The 18599-nt window shown below is 69.3% G+C and carries 16 protein-coding genes and 3 tRNA genes; 12 read left to right on the top strand and 7 right to left on the bottom strand.

Going from position 1 to position 18599, the window contains the following annotated elements:
• Positions 1-8: 8 nt before the first annotated feature.
• The 4 genes from P9849_RS10270 to P9849_RS10255 all read right to left on the bottom strand — a co-directional run bounded on the left by P9849_RS10270 (position 9) and on the right by P9849_RS10255 (position 5375).
• Positions 9-2543: an ABC transporter permease gene (locus tag P9849_RS10270; RefSeq protein WP_278266710.1), complete on the bottom strand. Its 2535-nt coding sequence runs from the start codon at positions 2541-2543 to the stop codon at positions 9-11.
• Complete coding sequence (locus tag P9849_RS10265; RefSeq protein ID WP_278266709.1) at positions 2543-3319, bottom strand: ABC transporter ATP-binding protein; 777 nt, start codon at positions 3317-3319, stop codon at positions 2543-2545. The genes P9849_RS10270 and P9849_RS10265 overlap by 1 nt, the downstream gene beginning before the upstream one ends.
• A gap of 113 nt (positions 3320-3432) precedes the next feature.
• Entirely contained in the window at positions 3433-4146 is a 714-nt protein-coding gene (locus P9849_RS10260) for a response regulator transcription factor (RefSeq protein WP_278266708.1), read from the bottom strand.
• A gap of 2 nt (positions 4147-4148) precedes the next feature.
• Entirely contained in the window at positions 4149-5375 is a 1227-nt protein-coding gene (locus P9849_RS10255) for a sensor histidine kinase (RefSeq protein ID WP_278266707.1), read from the bottom strand.
• A 166-nt stretch (positions 5376-5541) separates the two neighbouring features.
• Between P9849_RS10255 and P9849_RS10250 the strand changes: the two genes are divergently transcribed.
• From P9849_RS10250 to P9849_RS10240, 3 genes are all read left to right on the top strand, one after another.
• Positions 5542-6603 (top strand): 3-isopropylmalate dehydrogenase, encoded by a 1062-nt coding sequence (locus tag P9849_RS10250; RefSeq protein ID WP_278266706.1) that lies wholly within the window; start codon positions 5542-5544, stop codon positions 6601-6603.
• 86 nt (positions 6604-6689) lie between these two features.
• On the top strand, positions 6690-7802 hold the full coding sequence (locus P9849_RS10245) for a branched-chain amino acid aminotransferase (protein ID WP_066210804.1): 1113 nt from the start codon (positions 6690-6692) through the stop codon (positions 7800-7802).
• Between the two features lie 98 nt (positions 7803-7900).
• Positions 7901-8797 (top strand): MBL fold metallo-hydrolase, encoded by an 897-nt coding sequence (locus tag P9849_RS10240; protein ID WP_278266705.1) that lies wholly within the window; start codon positions 7901-7903, stop codon positions 8795-8797.
• Here the strand turns inward: P9849_RS10240 and P9849_RS10235 are convergent.
• Positions 8794-10020 (bottom strand): beta-ketoacyl-[acyl-carrier-protein] synthase family protein, encoded by a 1227-nt coding sequence (locus P9849_RS10235; RefSeq protein ID WP_278266704.1) that lies wholly within the window; start codon positions 10018-10020, stop codon positions 8794-8796. The genes P9849_RS10240 and P9849_RS10235 overlap by 4 nt on opposite strands.
• A gap of 62 nt (positions 10021-10082) precedes the next feature.
• Between P9849_RS10235 and P9849_RS10230 the strand changes: the two genes are divergently transcribed.
• The 7 genes from P9849_RS10230 to P9849_RS10200 all read left to right on the top strand — a co-directional run bounded on the left by P9849_RS10230 (position 10083) and on the right by P9849_RS10200 (position 14674).
• On the top strand, positions 10083-10706 hold the full coding sequence (locus P9849_RS10230) for a TetR/AcrR family transcriptional regulator C-terminal domain-containing protein (protein WP_278266703.1): 624 nt from the start codon (positions 10083-10085) through the stop codon (positions 10704-10706).
• 126 nt (positions 10707-10832) lie between these two features.
• Positions 10833-11609 carry a fumarylacetoacetate hydrolase family protein gene (locus P9849_RS10225; protein ID WP_278266702.1) on the top strand — a complete coding sequence of 259 codons (777 nt, stop codon included), beginning with the start codon at positions 10833-10835 and terminating at the stop codon, positions 11607-11609.
• 182 nt (positions 11610-11791) lie between these two features.
• Positions 11792-13309 carry a glutamate--tRNA ligase gene (gene gltX, locus P9849_RS10220; protein ID WP_278266701.1) on the top strand — a complete coding sequence of 506 codons (1518 nt, stop codon included), beginning with the start codon at positions 11792-11794 and terminating at the stop codon, positions 13307-13309.
• Positions 13310-13317: 8 nt separating this feature from the next.
• Positions 13318-14172, top strand: a complete 855-nt coding sequence (locus P9849_RS10215) for an HAD family hydrolase (protein ID WP_278266700.1) — start codon at positions 13318-13320, stop codon at positions 14170-14172.
• A gap of 114 nt (positions 14173-14286) precedes the next feature.
• Positions 14287-14358, top strand: a tRNA-Gln gene (locus P9849_RS10210).
• 65 nt (positions 14359-14423) lie between these two features.
• A tRNA-Glu gene (locus P9849_RS10205) sits at positions 14424-14496 on the top strand.
• Positions 14497-14598: 102 nt separating this feature from the next.
• Positions 14599-14674, top strand: a tRNA-Glu gene (locus P9849_RS10200).
• Positions 14675-14945: 271 nt separating this feature from the next.
• On the opposite strand, the gene P9849_RS10195 is transcribed toward P9849_RS10200, so the two are convergent.
• Both P9849_RS10195 and P9849_RS10190 read right to left on the bottom strand, forming a co-directional pair.
• Entirely contained in the window at positions 14946-15485 is a 540-nt protein-coding gene (locus P9849_RS10195) for a DUF1697 domain-containing protein (RefSeq protein WP_278266699.1), read from the bottom strand.
• Between the two features lie 15 nt (positions 15486-15500).
• Positions 15501-16220 (bottom strand): IclR family transcriptional regulator, encoded by a 720-nt coding sequence (locus P9849_RS10190; RefSeq protein WP_066210786.1) that lies wholly within the window; start codon positions 16218-16220, stop codon positions 15501-15503.
• 133 nt (positions 16221-16353) lie between these two features.
• Between P9849_RS10190 and leuC the strand changes: the two genes are divergently transcribed.
• Both leuC and leuD read left to right on the top strand, forming a co-directional pair.
• Positions 16354-17805, top strand: coding sequence for a 3-isopropylmalate dehydratase large subunit (gene leuC, locus P9849_RS10185; protein WP_278266698.1), 1452 nt, complete (start codon positions 16354-16356; stop codon positions 17803-17805).
• Between the two features lie 33 nt (positions 17806-17838).
• Positions 17839-18438: a 3-isopropylmalate dehydratase small subunit gene (gene leuD, locus P9849_RS10180; protein ID WP_278266697.1), complete on the top strand. Its 600-nt coding sequence runs from the start codon at positions 17839-17841 to the stop codon at positions 18436-18438.
• Positions 18439-18599: the final 161 nt, after the last annotated feature.

Here is an 18599-nt window from a genome sequence, read left to right as displayed (position 1 = left end):
GGAGCGGGTCAGCTCACGGCGAGACCTTCCACGGGGGAGAGGCGTGCCGCACGCCGTGCCGGGACGATGGAGGCGAGGAGCGCCGCCACGATGGCCACCAGCAGCACCCCGGCGACACCCAGCCACGGGGCGTCGAAGGGGACGGGACCCATCACGCCGAGGGCGGACTTCGCGCCGAGCCAGCCGAACGCTCCGCCCAGCAGCACACCGAGGAGTGCCGAGACGCCCGCGATCAGGACTGCTTCCAGGGCCAGCATGAGCCGGAGCTGGCGCCGCGTCAGACCGAGCGCCCGGAGGAGCGAGTTCTCCCGGGTGCGTTCCAGGACGGACAGGCTCAGCGTGTTGGCCACACCGATCAGCGCGATGAAGACCGCCACCGCCAGCAGGGCCGTGACCACGAGGAGCATGACATTGATGACCTCTTCGAACGCGGCCCGTTCCATGACGGCCCCGCTCACGTAGGCGGCCGGGACGTCCAGGGTCGTGGCGATCGTGTTGACCACGCCGCGGATGTCGCTGGCCTGCACGTCGGCATTGAGCTTCACCCAGAGCCGTTCCCCACTGGTGGGAAGGGCGTTGTTGATGGCGCGGGCGTCGTCGAGCGTCATGACCGGGACCATCTCATCGGTCCTGGTGCGGATGGCCTCGAGCACGATCTTGCCGCGCGGGCCGTTCACGGTCACGGGACCCTTGGGTCCGGTGCGCGACACCAGGAGCGTCCCGTTCTGGGGCTGCCGGTTCTGGTCGTTGAGCACCGTGCGGGCTGCGCTCGGATCCACCGCGTAGACGGTCATCTGAGATCCGTTGGCGCCTTCGGAGGTGTCAACGACATTCCCCGCGGTGACCAGCATCGCGGTCGCCGCGACACCCTTCAGACCGGCGACGCTCTGGGCCGAGGCCGGGGTGAAGCCCTTGGAGGAGGGTCCCTGCTGACCCACGGCCGGTCCGGCGGGTGAACTGACGCTGATGTCCACGGGGTACCGTTCGGCAAGGCCCTGTCCCAGGGCAGCCTTGGCGGACCCCGCCCCCACCATCATCATGGTCACGAGCGTCACGCCGATGAGCAGCGCCGACGCCGTCGCGGAGGTGCGGGCGGGGTTGCGGACCGCGTTGAGGGCCGCGAGCCGACCGGGGACTCCGCTCGGCCGGGCGAGCCGGCCCACGGTGCGCACGGCGCCGGGGATGAAGAGTCCGGCGCAGAACAGGACGCCCAGGAAGGTCAGCAGACCGCCGGGAAGAGCCACGAGGAGACTGTTCATCCAGGCGCCGCCCAGCAGCATCGGCATGCCGATGACGAGCAGGATGAAGCCGATCACCAGACGGACCCGGCCGCGGCGGTTGCTGAGCGAGGCGTCGTCGAGCGGGCGGAGGGCAGCCAGCGGGGCGACACGCGTCGCGGCCCGGGCGGGCACCAGGGCCGCGATGAAGGTCATGATCACTCCGACGAGCACGCCCGCCACGAGGGCCAGCGGATCGACGGCGAGGGTGGCGAAGGACCGGGTCGGGTCCGTCTTGGCCAGGGCGATCAGCCCGGCCATCACGCCGACACCTGCCAGGGCGCCGACCACCGAGGACACGAGGCCCACGATCGCCGCTTCCACGAGCACGGAGGAACGGATCTGAGACCGCGTCGCGCCGATGCAGCGGAGCAGGGCGAGTTCGCGGGTGCGCTGGGCGATGATCACCGAGAAGGTGTTGGACACCACCAGAGCGGAGACGAACAGGGCGATCACCGCGAAGGCGAGCAGCACGACGGTCAGCTGATCCTGGCCGTCCGTGAACTGCTGGACCTGCGCGACGGCGGCCTCCTCCGGTGTCCGGACGGATGCGGCCACGGGGCCGGAAGCAAGAGCCTTGGAGGCCTTCTCCTTCATCTGGCCGACGTCGGCGCCGGGGGCGAGCTTGAGCTGGATCATGGACACGCGGTCCTCACCGCCCGAGAGCTGTGAGACCACGGAGGCGGGCGCGAGGAGCTGAGCGAAGCTCCCGCGCAGCGGATCTGAGCTCGGTTCCAGGATGCCGGAGACCTTCAGAGTGATCGGCTCGGGCTTGCCCGCTCCCGCGCCGTCTTCCGCGGCGCCGGCCGGCTGAAGCTTCAGCACGGATCCGACGCTGAGCCGGAACTGCCCGGCCGTGCTGGCGTCGACGGCCACTTCGCCGGTGCCGCCGGGGAGATGGCCCGAGCGAGTCCGCGCGGATTCCAGTTCGGCGGGGGCGGAGTTCTGGACCATGCCCAGGAAGGAGGCGTTGTGGCCGTCCACCAGGGTCATGGCATTGGACTGACCGTAGACGGTTTCGACGCCGGGCACGGTGGTCAGGTTCTTGACGTCCTGAGCGGTGAAGTTCTCGTTGCTCTTGACCGGGGCCACCACCAGACCGGCTCGGTGATAGCTCTCACCGAGGCTGGCGGCCAGGGACGCCTTCGTGCTGGAGGACACCAGGAGGGTGCTGACCAGGAAGGCCACCGCGAGCATGATGGCCAGGCCCACGGCGATGAAGCGCCGCCCGTGGGTGCGCAATTGGGAGAGTGCGACGCGCAGCATCAGGCCCCCAGCTCGCTCATGGCGGCCAGGACGGACTCGGCGGTGGGCTCCTCGATCTGTCCCACCACCTGGCCGTCGCTCATCAGGATGACGCGGTCCGCGTAGCTCGCTGCCACCGGGTCGTGGGTGACCATGATGATGGTCTGGCCCAGTTCCTTGCTGCTGCGGCGCAGGAGCGAGAGGACCTCGGCGCCGGAGCGGGAGTCCAGGTTTCCGGTGGGCTCGTCGCCGAAGAGGACGTGCGGACGGGTCAGGAGGGCGCGTGCGACGGCGACGCGCTGCTGCTGGCCTCCGCTGAGCTCGTGCGGGCGGTGCTTCAACCGGTCCTTCAGGCCGAGGACGCCCACGATGAAGTCGAACCATTCGAGGTCGGCCTTGCCGCCCGCGAGTTCGATGGGGAGCAGGATGTTCTGCTCCGCGGTGAGGGTGGGGACCAGGTTGAAGGCCTGGAACACGAAGCCGACGTTCTCACGGCGCAGGGTCGTGAGCTGGGTGTCGTTCAGGCCGGTGATCTCGGTGTCGCCGAGGTGGATGTGGCCGGAGTCGGCGGTGTCCAGGCCGGCGAGAAGGTGCATGAGAGTGGACTTGCCCGAGCCGGAGGGGCCCATGATGGCGGTGAAGCGGCCCTTGGCGAAGTCGATGCTGACGTCGCGCAGGGCGGCCACGGCGGTTTCGCCCTTGCCGTAGTTCTTCACGAGATGACGGGCGCTGACGGCCAGGTTCGTGGCCCCTGAAGGCGAACCTGGGGAAGGGACTTGGTGCGTTGTGGTGGTCATGCTTCCACGCTATGGCGCGGCGCCGCTCCGGCGGATCGGGCCAGGGTCTGCCTTTCGGGACCGGCGGGCTCATACCGGGGGATGAGCTTCCGACGGCACGTCTCCGACCAGGGTCAGCCCACGCCCGGGGTGACCACTCCCGCCTCGTAGGCCATGACGACCAGCTGGACGCGGTCCCGGGCCTGCATCTTGGCCAGCACGTGCCCCACATGGGTCTTGACGGTGGCCTCGGAGACGAACAGACGGGCGGCGATCTCCGGGTTGGAATCGCCCGCGGCGATCATCTCGAACACTTCGCGCTCACGGGGCGTGAGGGAATCGAGCTCCTCCTGGTGGTTGCCGCGGGCCTGGGGGCTGTTGCGGAGCAAGGGCGCCACGTGGTCCAGGAGCCTGCGGGTGGTGGAGGGTGCGATCACGGCGTCGCCGCGGTGCACGGTCCGGATGGCTTCCAGGAGCTCCTCCGGGGGCGCGTCCTTCAGGAGGAATCCGCTGGCGCCGGCCTGGATGGCTTCGAGTGCGTACTCGTCCAGGTCGAAGGTGGTCAGGACCACGACTTTGAGGCCGGCGCGCTGCGAACCGGGGTTCTGGCGGGACGAGTCCTCCAGCAGCCGTCGGGTGGCTTCGATCCCGTCCATGCCCGGCATGCGCACGTCCATGAGGACCACGTCGGCCGTGGTGGCCGCAAGGTTCTGGAGTGCCTCGAGACCGTTGGACGCCTCGGCCACCACACTCAGATCCGACTGGGAGTTGATGAGCATGCTGAAGCCCGAACGGACCAGCTGCTGGTCATCAACCAGCGCGACGCGGATGGGGGTGGGTTCCTGCATGGTCAGGCCTCCGAATAGGGGATCAGTGCTTCCACGGTGAATCCTCCGCCGGGAGCGGGGCCCGCCGTGACCTTTCCATCGTAGAGTGCCACACGCTCGGCCATCCCGCGCAGCCCGTTGCCGCCGCCGGCCGACGGCGGATCGGCGGCGGCTCCGCGGCCGTCGTCCTTGACCGTGAGGTGCAGGCCCTTGCCGCTCCAGCGCAGCGTGGTGTCGACGGAGGCGGCCGGCCCGGCATGCTTGAGGCAATTGGTGAGCGCCTCCTGGACCAGCCGGTAGGCGGTCAGCCCCGCACCGGCGGGCAGCGCCGAGCGCGGCGCGCCTTCCTCCTGAAGCGCGACGACGAGCCCGCTGGCCCGCATGTCCGCCACCAGATGCGGGATGTCCTCGAGCCCGGGCTGGGGACGGTACTCCGTGTCCTCTTCCTGCCGGAGCACTCCGAGGAGCCTGCGCATCTCGGCGAGCGAGGAGCGGCCGGTCTGAGCGATCGTCTCCAGCACCTTGCGGCCCATCTCCGGATCGGCCACCGCGGCGTACCGGCCGCCGTCGGCCTGGGTGATGATGACCGAGAGGGAGTGGGCCACGATGTCGTGCATCTCCCGGGCGATGTGCGCCCGCTCGTCCGCCGCGGCCAGGGCGCGTTCCTGCTGGTTCTCGATCTCCAGCCGCCGGGCCCGGTCCTCCAGCGCCTGGATCCTGATGCGGCGTGCCCGGGTGAGGGCGCCGAGGGTCCAACAGAAGAGGACGACGAGCCACAGGGTGACCGCGGCCATCGCGACGCCGAAGATCTCGCCCCGGGAGAAGTCGTTCACGTTCTGCGCGAGGATCTTGGCGGGGAGCAGGACACCGCCGAGCAGGCCGAGGATCAGGGCGAAGCGGCCGTCCCAGCGCCGGCCGTACGCCGCCGCGGCGTAGATGATGAAGGGGACGGCGAGGATGCCTCCGGCCAGGTCGTACTCGATCCCCAGGCTCGCGAGACAGAGCACCGCGAGGGTCCACATCGCGATCCGCGGCCGGGTCCGGCGCCAGGCCAGGGTCGCGAGCATAGGGAGGCTCAGGATGGCGCCCCAGATCCTGCTCGTGTACATCGGATCGCCCGGGTCCGGCGAGGTGACCATCGACAGCAGGTAGATGGACTCCACGCCGAGAATGACGAGGACCGCCACGATCACGTCCACGATGAAGTGGTGCCGGTGGGTCCAATGGGTGATGCGCTGCCAGAATTCCATCGTTCCCGACCTTATGCCACCACCCCGGCAGCGTCCTCAACCCTGGGTCGGAAACCTGGGGCCGAAATCCGGGCCGGAATTCCGGGGCGCGGCGGCTCCCTCAGGAGCCCCGTCCACGATGTGAGATGCGTTGACCATATTCTGGATGCTCTGGCACTGTGGAACCATGAGCACGAGCACCATTGATCTGGCAGTCATCCCCGGCGACGGCATCGGACCCGAAGTCACCGCTGAGGCGCTCGCCGTGCTCACCGCCGCCGTCGAACGTGACGGCGTTCAGGTCTCGCCCACGCACTACGCGCTGGGCGCGCAGCACTGGCTCGAGACCGGCGAGACCCTGCCGGAATCCGTGCTGGAGGACCTCAAGACACGGGACGCCATCCTGTTCGGAGCCATCGGCGCCGCGCCGGGCGACACCCGCATCCCGTCAGGCCTGATCGAGCGTGAATTGCTGCTCAAGCTGCGCTTCTCCCTGGACCACTACGTGAATCTGCGTCCCTCCCGCCTGTACGGCACGGTGGGCAGCCCCCTGGCGAACCCGGGGGAGATCGACTTCGTCGTGGTCCGCGAAGGCACTGAAGGCCCCTACGTGGGCAACGGTGGCTCCCTCCGCACGGGAACCCCGCAGGAGGTGGCCACCGAGGTCTCGCTCAACACGGCCTACGGCGTCGAGCGCGTGGTCCAGGACGCCTTCCGGCGTGCCAGCCAGCGCCCCCGCAAGAAGGTCACCCTGGTGCACAAGCACAACGTCCTGGTGTTCGCCGGGCACTTGTGGAAGCGCACCGTGGAGGCTGTCGCCCAGGAGTTCCCTGAGGTCAGCCACGATTACCTGCACATCGACGCGGCCACGATCTTCCTGGTGACCGATCCCAGCCGCTTCGATGTGATCGTCACGGACAACCTCTTCGGTGACATCCTCACCGACCTCGCCGCTGCCGTCACGGGTGGCATCGGCCTGGCGGCGTCCGGGAACATCAACATGGACCGCACCGCACCGTCCATGTTCGAACCCGTGCACGGCTCGGCGCCCGACATCGCCGGCCAGCAGAAGGCGGACCCCACGGCGGCCATCCTCTCCGCCGCGCTCCTGCTCGATCATCTGGGCCACCACGAGGCGGCCCGGCGCATTGAGACGGCCGTGGCGGCCGACGTCGAGTCCCGCACGGGTGCCCCGCGCACCACGAGCGAGATCGGCGCAGCCATCACCGAAGCCGTCCGCAAAGCGTAAGCTTGGCAAGGACAACTCACCAGCCGCAGGCGGCGTCCCCTCAGCGATGAGCAGGCGCCGCTTCAGCGGCACTTTTTGGAGGAATCATGACTGCGACGGCTCAAGACGTCACCTTCACCATCCAGCGCTCGGAGACCCCGAAGTCCGCTGAGGAACGCGCCGAGATCCTGGCGAACCCGGGATTCGGCAACCACTTCACCGACCACACCGCCGTCGTCGACTACACGGTCGACGCGGACGGCAACGGTTCCTGGCATGACGCCCGCGTCGAGCCTTACGGCCCGATCAGCCTGGACCCCGCGGCCGGCGTGCTGCACTACGGCCAGGAGATCTTCGAAGGCCTCAAGGCGTACCGTCACGCTGACGGTTCCATCTGGACCTTCCGCCCCGACGCCAACGCCCGCCGTCTGAACAAGTCCGCCGAGCGCCTCGCGCTGCCGCAGCTTCCCGAAGAGGTCTTCGTCGAAGCGATCAAGCGGCTCGTGGCCGAGGACCAGGACTGGGTCCCGTCCGGCGACGGCGAGGCCCTGTACCTCCGTCCGTTCATGATCGCCACCGAGGCGTTCCTGGGTGTCCGCCCGGCGCGCGAGGTCTCCTTCCGGGTCATCGCGTCCCCGGCCGGCAACTACTTCGGCGGCGAGCTGAAGCCCGTCTCCATCTGGATCTCCCGCCAGTACGCCCGTGCGGGCCGCGGCGGCACCGGTGCGGCCAAGTGCGGCGGCAACTACGCCGCATCGCTCATCGCCCAGATGGAAGCCGAGTCGCACGGCTGCAAGCAGGTCCTCTTCCTGGACCCGTTCAATGACAACGCGGTCGAAGAGCTCGGCGGCATGAACGTCTTCTTCGTCCTCAAGGACGGCTCCCTGGTGACTCCCGCGCTCAGCGGCACGATCCTCGAAGGCGTCACCCGGTCCTCCATCATCACCGTGGCCCGTGAAATGGGCCGAGAAGTGGTCGAGCGCAAGATCACCCTGGATGAGTGGCGCGACGGCGTGGCCTCCGGCGAGATCGCCGAGGTGTTCGCCTGTGGCACGGCCGCGGTCATCACCCCGATCGGCCTGCTCAAGGATGAGACCGAGAGTATCGGCAGCGAGGACGCCAAGGCCGGCGAGGTCACCATGGCCATCCGCGAACGCCTGCTCGGCATCCAGACCGGCAAGGTCGAGGACACTCACGGCTGGCTGACCCGCCTGGCCTGAGCCCGTTCTTCCCGGCCCTCCTCTGAGTGCCTCCCGTGGCCGCCCGGTGACGCATCGCGTCGCTGGGCGGCCACGGCCGTATCTGGCAAGCTGTCCTCATGCCGGACACCACTCCTGACGCCGTCCCTCCCGTGTCTGAACCTCAGTCTGAGCCTTCTGCCGCCGAGCTGCCTCTGCCCGCCGAGCTGCTTCCGGGCGTCCTGAGCGACGCCGGCCCCGGCCTTCGCGTGCTGCTCGCTCCGAACCCCGGGCCCATGAGCCTGCGCGGCACGCAGAGCTATGTGATCGGGCCGGACGGTTCCTGTGTGATCGTGGATCCCGGACCCGAGGACGAGGCCCATCTGGCGGCGCTGGCGGCTCTCCGTCCGGTGTTGATCCTGGTCACGCACCGCCACGCCGACCACACCGCGGGGATCGACCGGCTCCGGGAGCTGACCGGCGCACCGGTGCGGGCCGCGTCCCCGGACTTCTGCCGCGCCGCCGAACCGTTGCTGGACGGGGAGGTCCTGACGGCGGGTGATCGGGAGATCCGCGTGATCGCGACGCCGGGCCACACCTCCGATTCACTTTGCTTCCACGTGCGGGGTGTCGAGGCGTCCAGCGAGGACGGGGGACCGGATGGCGGCGGCCTCTTGAGCGGTGACACGATCCTCGGCACCGGCACCACGATGCTGGACCACCCGGACGGCACGGTCGCCGACTACCTCGCCAGCCTCGGGAAGCTGGCCGCCCTCGCGGAGGACGCCGGGGCTCCGGTGACCCTGTTCCCGGCCCACGGCGGGCTGGGTGGGGACCTCGGCGTCGTCGTGCGGGAGTACTTGGAGCACCGCCTGTCCCGGCTCGCCGAGGTGCGCCGTGCCGTCGCCGCCGTGGGTGACGACGTCGACGCGGTCACCGCCGCCGTCTACCCCGACGTGCCGGACGGGGTGCGGCGCGCCGCGCGGCTGAGCATCGAAGCGCAGTTGCGGTACCTGCGGGAGTCCCGCGACGGCTAGGCCCGGGTGATCACGAGCGACACGTTCTGCCCGCCGAAGCCGAAGGAATTGCTCAGCACCGCGTCCTGAGGCGCCTCCCGGCGTTCGACCACGAGGTCCAGATCGATGTCCGGGTCCACCGTGTCCGGAGAGAGGTTCCGGGTGGGCGGGACGACCCCGTGTTCCACGCTCAGGACCGCCAGGAGCGCCTCGATCGCCCCTGCGGCCCCGAACAGGTGGCCCAGGGCGGCTTTCGGCGCGGTGACCGTGGCCCGTCCGAAGACCTCGCGGATCGCGTGGGCCTCGCCGGAATCGCCCACCGGCGTCCCGGTCGCGTGCGCGTTGACGTGGGAGATGTCCTCCGGGCGCAGCCCCGCCTGGGCGAGGGCCTTGCGCATGGCGGCGGTCTGCCCCGAACCGTCCGGTGCCGGGGCCGTGATGTGGTGTGCGTCGGAGGTGATGCCCGCCCCGGCCAGGACGGCGTGAACCGCCGCGCCGCGGCGTCGCGCATGCTCGGCGCTCTCCAGGACGACGACGGCGGCGCCTTCGGAGAGCACGAAACCCCGCCGGTCGGCGGCGAAGGGCCGGGAGGCGGAAGCGGGGTCTTCGCCGGGCTGCGCAAGGGCGCGGGTCTGGGCGAATCCGGCCACGGTGATCAGTGCGATGGCGGCCTCGGTTCCGCCCGCAATGACCACGTCCGCCTCGCCAGACCTGATGAGCCGGGCCCCGAGTGCGATGGCCTCGGCGCCCGACGAGCAGGCCGACACCGGGGTGTACGCGCCGGCGCGGGCGCCGTACTGGATGCTGACGGTCGCAGCCGCGGCATTGGGCATGAGCATCGGGATGGTCCGCGGGGAGACGCGGCGCTGCCCCGACGTTTCCAGCACGTCGTCCTGCTCGAGGAGCGTGGTCACCCCGCCGATGCCCGTGCCGATGGCGACGGCGAAACGGGCCGGGTCGACGTCGGGTGTCCCCGCGTCCGCCCACGCCTCCGCCGTGGCCACGAGGGCCGCTTGCTGGGAGCGGTCGAGCCGCTTGGCCTGGACAGGGTCCAGCAGGGTGGCCGGATCCGCTGCCATCCGGCCCGCGACCTGCGGGGCCAGCGCGGCGATCCCGGTGCCCGGCAGGGTGACGATGCCCAGCCCGGAGCCGCCGGTCAGAAGCGCGGCCCAGGTCGTGGGGACGTCCTGGCCCAGGGGAGTGATGGCGCCGAGGCCGGTGATGACCACATCGGAGGATTCCATGGGATCGCCTTTCTTGTATGCGATACAACAATGCTTAAAGTTGTATCACATACAATTTGAGGATGATCGTCGAACGACACCCGGCGTCCGCAGCAGCCCTCTCCTCGGGAGGGGAGCGGGGCCGCGCCACCCGGAACCGCCTGATGGCCGCGGCCGCCCGGCTCTGTTCGGAACGGCGGAGCCTTGACGTGAGCGTGGCGGAGATCGCCCGCGAGGCCGGGGTCTTCCCCAACCAGGTCACGTATCACTTCGGATCCAAGGACTCGCTGCTCCTGCAAGCCGCCTTCCTGGTGCTGCTGCAGGAGACGCGGAGGGTCGAGCGGATCGGGCGGCAGGCTCCCGACGCCGGGGCGTTCCGCCGGAACATCTCCCGGGCCGTGCTGGCCCTTCCCGCGCTTCCCCTCGTGGCGAAAGCCCTCGCGACCGGGGTCGCCAAGCCGGAACTCGCTCCCGTGGTCGATCACCACCTGCACCTGCTGTTCCGCCAGTCGGAGCGGTTCCTGCGGCAGCAGATCGACGGCCGGGGGTGGTCGACGGCGCGGCCCCTCGAGGCCGAGGCCCGCACCTTCTGGAGCACGGCACTGGGGGCGGCGCTCCTCTCGCGGGCCGGCGTGGACGGCACCGCCGATGATCTGGACCTGGCCGGAGTGCTCAGCGTCCGGGACGGGGCCGAACTGCCGGGCTGAGGTGCCGGGCCGAGCCTCGTTCTGCGCCCGAAATCGGTTTCCGCGCCCCGATTGAGGCGCGCTCGGTGAATCAGGGCGCAGAATCACGGGACAGGGGGTGTTCCCTCGCGCCCTAGACTTAGCACCATGCGTATCGCCCGTTTCGTCCTTGACTCCGAACCCCAGTACGGCATCGTCGACGGCCCCGCCGGGTCCGAGACCGTGACCGTCATCCACGGCGACCCGTTCTTCAACGGTGTCGAGCGGACCGGAACCACCCACCCGCTCGTCGACGTCCGCCTCGTGGCCCCGATCATCCCGCGCAGCAAGGTGGTGGGTGTCGGCCGCAACTACGCCGAACACGCCGCTGAGCTGGGCAATGAGGTCCCCGAGGAGCCGCTGCTCTTCTTCAAGCCCAACACCTCCGTGATCGGCCCCGGTGAGCCCGTCTTCCTCCCTGAATTCAGCGATGAGATCTCCTTCGAGGGCGAGCTCGCCGTCGTGATCGGCCGCATCTGCAAGGACGTCCCGGTGGAGCGCGCCGACGAGGTCATCTTCGGCTACACCTGCGCCAACGACCTCACCGCCCGCGACGTGCAGCGCCGCGAGAAGCAGTGGGCCCGCGCCAAGGGCTTCGATGGCTCCGCGCCCCTGGGTCCGTGGATCGAGACCGAGCTGGACACCGAGTCGCTCGGCCTGCGCACCCTGGTCAACGGTGAGGTCAAGCAGGACGGCAACACCGCGGACATGGTCTGGGGTGTCAAGGAACTCGTCGCCGAGGTGTCCCGCGCGTTCACTCTCCTGCCCGGCGATGTCATCCTCACGGGCACCCCGGCCGGCGTCGGGCTGCTGAATGAGGGGGACCGGGTCTCCGTGGAGATCGAGGGTATCGGGACCCTGACCAACCCGGTGGTGCGGCGCTAAGCGTCCCACCCGAGCCTCCCGGACGGCCTGTCCGGGCATGACGGCGCGTGGCGGCGGAAGCCGCGACGCGCCGTCGCGCTGTCCGGACTGAGCCGCGGTTATCTCCAGGGCGCTCAGGCGGCCAGCGCGTAAATGGGGCTGCCCGAAAACGTCAATGGAACTGACGTAAAGTTAGAACCACTATGACTACCGCTGAACGCCTTGGCTCCGAAATCCCCAGCGTCGATGACACCACGCCTGTCCGCGTGCGCTTCTGCCCGTCTCCCACGGGCACCCCGCACGTCGGCCTGATCCGCACCGCCCTGTTCAACTGGGCCTACGCCCGCCACACCGGCGGCAAGATGATCTTCCGCATCGAAGACACGGATCAGCAGCGCGACTCGGAGGAGAGCTACCAGCAGCTCCTCGAGGCCCTGGCGTGGCTCGGGATCACCTGGGATGAAGGCGTCGTGACCGGTGGCCCGCACGAGCCGTACCGGCAGTCGCAGCGCGGTGAGATCTACCAGGACGTCATCGCCAAGCTGGTCGCCGGCGGGCACGTCTACGAGTCCTACTCCACCCCGGAGGAGATCGAGGCCCGGCACCGCGCCGCAGGCCGCGATCCGAAGCTCGGCTACGACGGCTTCGACCGCGAGCTGAGCGAGGAGCAGGTGGCGGCGTTCAAGGCGGAGGGCCGCGAGCCCGTGCTGCGCCTGCGCATGCCGGACGAAGACCTCACCTTCACCGACCTGGTGCGCGGCGAGATCACCTTCAAGGCCGGCTCCGTCCCGGACTTCGTGGTGGTCCGCGCCAACGGCCAGCCCCTCTACACCCTGGTGAACCCGGTGGACGACGCGCTCATGGGCGTGACGCACGTGCTCCGCGGCGAGGACCTGCTGTCCTCCACGCCGCGCCAGATCGCGCTCTACCGTGCGCTGTACGCCATCGGTGTCGCCGAGTACATGCCGCTCTTCGGTCACCTGCCGTACGTCATGGGCGAGGGCAACAAGAAGCTCTCCAAGCGCGACCCGCAGTCCAGCCTCTTCCTGCAGCGGGACCGCGGCTTCATCCCGGAGGGCCTGCTGAACTACCTGGCCCTGCTCGGCTGGTCGCTGTCCGCCGACGAGGACATCTTCACGGTGGACCAGCTCGTGGAGAACTTCGACATCCACGATGTCCTGGCCAACCCGGCGCGCTTCGACCAGAAGAAGGCGGACGCCATCAACGGCACGCACATCCGTCTCCTCGGCGCCGAGGACTTCCGCAACCGCCTGGTGCCGTACCTGCGCGCCGCGGGCCTGGTGGGGGAGACCCTCACCGGTCGCGAGGAGGAGATCCTCACCGAAGCCGCCCCGCTGGTCCAGGAGCGCATCACCCTGCTGGGCGAGGCCCCGGAGATGCTCGCCTTCCTCTTCAAGGCCGATGACGCGATCGACGTCGCGGATGACGCGCTGAAGGGCATGCCGGAGAACGCCGGCGAGGCCCTGGACGCCGCGGTCGACGCGCTGGACGCCCTGGAGGACTGGAACGCCGAGACCATCCAGGAGGCCCTGCGAGGCGCTCTGGTGGACGGCCTGGGACTCAAGCCCCGCCTGGCCTTCGGCCCGGTCCGCACGGCCCTCTCCGGCCGCCGGATCTCCCCGCCGCTGTTCGAGTCGATGGTGATCCTGGGGAAGGACTCGTCCCTGGCCCGTCTCCGCGCGTTCCGCGCCACCCGCTGAGGCCGGCCATGGTCCCCACGGGAGTCCTGTTCGACATCGATGACACCCTCGTGGACCTGGCCTCCGCCATGACCCGCGCCCTGGGCGGCAGCCTCCTCGAGGTCCTGCCGCCCGGGGCGCTGGCGTCCCTGGGGCTGGGTTCCGGCGTGCCCGCCGCGGACGGCGCGGGACTTTCCGCGCACGACGCCGAGGCCCGCCGTCGCTGGCTGGCGTTCAGTGAGCACTTCGTGCAGGACGTCACCGGCGCCTACGACGACTACCTCACCGGCCGGCTGGACTTCCAGTCCATGCGGATCCTGCGGCTGCACCGCGCCGCGGAGCCGCTCGGCCTGACCGTCGACGACGAGCTCGCCCTGCGCTGGGTGCTGCGGTTCGCGCAGCTCGCCGAGACCGGGGTGACCCCGTTCCCGGACGTGCTCCCCGTCCTCGATCTCCTCGACGCGCACGGTATCCCGTATGGGGCCGTCAGCAACAACGTGGAGGCGTTCCAGCGGGCCAAGCTGGGCTACGCCGGGCTGTCCCGCATCACCGTGGTGGTGGGGACCGACACCCTCGGCGTGACCAAGCCCGACCCCGCCATCTTCCACGAGGGCGCGCGCCGGCTGGCCGTGCCGCCCGCGGAGTGCTGGTATGTGGGGGACAACCCGGTGGTGGATCACGACGGCGCCGTGGCCGCCGGGCTGAAGGGCGTGTACCTGGATCGCGGCATCCCCGGCAGCGGCAGCTCCGGGAACTCTCCCGTGCCCGGATTCGTGCGGCCCGCCGGGGAGCGACTGACCATCCGTTCCTTGTCCGAGGTGCCGGCTCTGCTCGGTCTCGACGACCCGGCGAGGGAGTCCCTGAGCGTCGGTGACGCGGTGTGATCCACCGCTCCGGCCGCCGATTTGTCAGCGGCCAGGCGAACAGGTAAAGTAATTACTCGTGCTGAGGGGCACGGCGAACCGCAAGGGGAACCGGCGAATGCCCTGAAATGCCGATGGGATATGGTGTAATTGGCAACACTACGGTTTCTGGTACCGTCATTCTAGGTTCGAGTCCTGGTATCCCAGCGCAGGATTTCCTTCGGGAAAAACAGCCGGAAGATCGAGTTTTCTCTGATCCTCCGAAAAGTACTGGCCCCATCGTATAGCGGCCTAGTACGCCGCCCTCTCACGGCGGTAACGCGGGTTCGAATCCCGCTGGGGTCACGAAATCCATTCACGCGGCGTGCCGGGTGGATGGTCTTCACGTCTGTTCGCAGGCGACAATCGGTGCGGCGCCGTTCTCCGGAACGAAAGCCGCAAGTGCTCGGCCCCATCGTATAGCGGCCTAGTACGCCGCCCTCTCACGGCGGTAACGCGGGTTCGAATCCCGCTGGGGTCACCACGAAGAATCCCCGGTCCTCATGGGCCGGGGATTCTTGCGTTTAAGCCTGTTCGGCTGCCCGCTGTTCGCCGAGTTCGTGTGTGAGTTCGCCCGTTGTGGACGTCCGCTCATGATGCGCCTTCACCGAGTTCGGGGGTTTGTTCCGAAAACAGGGGTTGCAGCCACCGCGCTCGGAACGACCCCCCGAACTCGGCAGGTGGGGGTGCGGGGGCGTGGGGCTCGTGGGGGGCGTGTGGGTGTGGGTTCGGGCGGCGCGAGAGACGCGCGGCCCTCAGGCGAGGGCGGCCTGGACCTTGAGGAGCGTCCGGAGGTTCCGGGTCGTGGTGTAGGGCTTGTAGGCGGCCCGTGCCATGAGTTTGGAGACGGGAGCGTCCGTGCTGGATCCCACGGCCACCTGGGTCGCGATGGCACCCGGTGTCAGGCGGACGATGCCCGTGGGGCCGAGGGCCGAAGCGGCCTCGATCAGGGAGTCCAGGACCTGAGGATCGCTGGCCAGGGTGACGTAGGAGTGCTGCTCGGGATCGTCGGCGGGATACGGGGTGGCCTCGACGATCCGGTCGATCTCCTCGCGGTCCGTGACGATCACCCAGGCGTCGTAGCCGAACCGGGCCCGCAGGGCGTCCTCGCAGGCCTTCTTCACGACTTCCGGCCCGGAATCCGCCTCCAGGATCACGTTCCCCGTGGCCAGCAGCGTCTTCACGTTCTGGAAAGGGCCCTCGCCCAGGCAGGCCTTGAGCTCCTCCATCCGGATGTTGATCCCTCCCACGTTGATCCCGCGGAGGAAGACGGCGTAGCGGTGCGGCTCGGTCATGACGTCAACCGTGCCTCAGTCGTTGCCCTTGCGCAAGGCTTCGGTGAGCAGGCGCCCGGCGTTGCAGACGACCTCGGCGTGCATCCGGCCCGGCTGACGGGTGAGGCGCTCGATCGGTCCGGAGATCGAGACGGCGGCGATCACGCGGCCGGACGGGCCGCGCACGGGGGCCGAGACGGAGGCGACTCCCGGCTCGCGTTCGCCGAGGCTCTGAGCCCAGCCGCGGCGTCGTACGCCGGCGAGGACGGTGGGGGTGAAGCGGGCGTTCTGCAGGCCCTCGAGCAGGCGGTCGTGGTCCTCCCACGCGAGCAGCACCTGGGCGGCGGAGCCGGCCTTCATGGACAGCTGGGTGCCGACGGGGATGGTGTCCCGCAAGCCGACGGGGCGCTCCGCGGACGCGACGCAGACGCGCCATTCGCCCTGGCGGCGGAAGATCTGGGCGGATTCGCCGGTGGCGTCCCGCAGCTGGAGGAGCACCGGGCCGGCGGAGGCGATCAGACGGTCCTCGCCGGCTGCGGATGCCAGCTCGACGAGGCGGCTGCCCAGCACGAAGCGGCCCTGCATGTCGCGGCTCACCAGGCGGTGGTGCACCAGAGCGAGGGCGAGCCGGTGCACGGTGGGACGTGCGAGTCCGGTGGCAGCGACCAGCTGTGCCAGGGTGGTCGGTCCGGCCTCGAGAGCGTCGAGAACCTGAGCCGCTTTGTCGATGACGCCGACGCCACTTGAAGTGTCCATACAATGATATTGCCGTCTCAATATCTGAGATGCAAATCATTTCGCTGGCACTCTCCGGTGCGGGCTGGAACAGTTGAAATACAGCATCAGCACACCGCGGGGCCACCGGCCCGCGCAATGAAGGGAGAAGGCCATGCCGAAGACACTGGCCGAGAAGGTCTGGGACGCGCACATCGTGCGTAAAGGCGAGGGTGAAGGAGTCAACGCCCAGCCCGATCTCCTCTTCATCGATCTTCACCTGGTGCACGAGGTGACCTCACCGCAGGCCTTCGAGGGTCTGCGCCTGGCCGGCCGTCCGCTGCGCCGCCCGGATCTGACGATCGCCACCGAGGACCACAACACCCCGACGATCGACATCGACAAGCCGATCCCGGATCCCACCAGCCGCACCCAGATCGAGACGCTGCGCGCCAACTGCAAGGAGTTCGGCGTCCGCCTGCACTCCCTGGGTGACAAGGAACAGGGCATCGTCCATGTCGTCGGACCTCAGCTCGGACTGACACAGCCCGGCATGACCGTGGTGTGCGGCGACTCCCACACCTCCACGCACGGCGCGTTCGGCGCGCTGGCCATGGGCATCGGCACCTCCGAGGTCGAGCACGTCATGGCCACGCAGACGCTGTCCCTGAAGCCGTTCAAGACCATGGCCATCAACGTGGAGGGCACCCTGAAGCCGGGCGTCTCCTCGAAGGACATCATCCTGGCGGTCATCGCCAAGATCGGCACCGGCGGCGGACAGGGCTACGTCCTGGAATACCGCGGGTCCGCCATCCGGGCGCTGTCCATGGAGGCCCGCATGACCATCTGCAACATGTCGATCGAGGCCGGCGCCCGCGCCGGCATGGTGGCGCCGGACCAGACCACCTACGACTTCATGAAGGGCCGCCCGCACGCTCCGGAAGGCGCCGACTGGGACGCCGCCGTCGAGTACTGGAACACCCTGCACACCGATGAAGGGGCCGTCTTCGACGAGGAGGTGTTCCTGGATGCCGACACCCTCGAGCCGTTCGTCACGTGGGGCACCAACCCGGGCCAGGGCGTCTCCCTCTCCCAGGCCGTCCCGGACCCCGAGTCCTTCGGCGACGAGAACCAGAAGGCCGCCGCACGCCGCGCCCTGGAGTACATGGACCTGGAAGCCGGCACTCCGATGAAGGACATCCGCGTGGACACGGTCTTCCTCGGCTCCTGCACCAACTCCCGCCTGGAGGATCTGCAGGCCGCAGCGGACGTCATCCGTGGCCGCCGCAAGGATCCCAATGTCCGCATGATGGTGGTCCCCGGCTCCGCCCGCGTCCGTCTGGAAGCGGAGGCGATCGGCCTGGACAAGGTCTTCAAGGAGTTCGGCGCCGAGTGGCGCTTCGCCGGCTGCTCCATGTGCCTCGGCATGAACCCGGACCAGCTGGCCCCGGGCGAGCGCTGCGCGTCCACCTCCAACCGCAACTTCGAAGGCCGTCAGGGCAAGGGTGGGCGCACCCACCTGGTCTCGCCCGTGGTGGCCGCCGCCACCGCGGTCCGCGGGACGCTGAGCTCCCCGTCGGATCTGGAACCCCTGGCCCAGGACGACGCCGGCACCGCCGCCGCCTGAGCCCGCCGCGACACGAATTCCCAGGAGCACACGATGGAAAAATTCACCACCCACACCGGCATCGGCGTCCCGCTGCGTCAGAGCAACGTCGACACGGATCAGATCATCCCCGCCGTCTACCTCAAGCGCATCACCCGTACGGGCTTCGAGGACGCGCTGTTCGCCGGCTGGCGCAAGGATGAGAACTTCATCCTGAACCAGGAGCCCTTCAGCCGCGGTTCCGTGCTGGTGGCGGGGCCCGACTTCGGCACCGGTTCGTCCCGCGAGCACGCCGTCTGGGCGCTCAAGGATTACGGGTTCAAGGCCGTGCTGTCCTCCCGCTTCGCCGACATCTTCCGCGGCAACTCCGGCAAGCAGGGCCTCCTGGCCGCCGTGCTGGAGCAGGACGACATCGAACTGATCTGGAAGGTCCTCGAGAACGCTCCGGGCACCGAGGTGCGCGTGGACCTGGAGTCCAAGGTCGTGGAGTGCGGCAATGTCGTGGCGCCGTTCCAGATCGACGACTACACCCGCTGGCGCCTGCTGGAAGGCCTGGATGACATCGGGCTGACCCTGCAGCATGAAGAGGACATCACCGCCTATGAGGCGACGCGTCCGTCCTTCAAACCGAAGACGCTCCCCGCCAAAAGCTGAGGGCCAGAGCGCTGAGTAGCAGAGCGCTGAGTAGCAGAGCGCTGAGCGGCAGCGTGCTGGTAGGCCGAGTTCCCGGCCAGGACTGACGTGACACACGACGACGGCGGCCCCTCCTGAGGGAGGGGCCGCCGTCGTCGTGTGCTGGGTGCTTCAGCCGGTGT

This window comes from Arthrobacter sp. Y-9 (assembly GCF_029690065.1).
Classification (GTDB): domain Bacteria; phylum Actinomycetota; class Actinomycetes; order Actinomycetales; family Micrococcaceae; genus Arthrobacter_E.
Note: the sequence above shows the minus strand (reverse complement) of the source record. Positions and strands in the feature narration are given on the sequence as shown.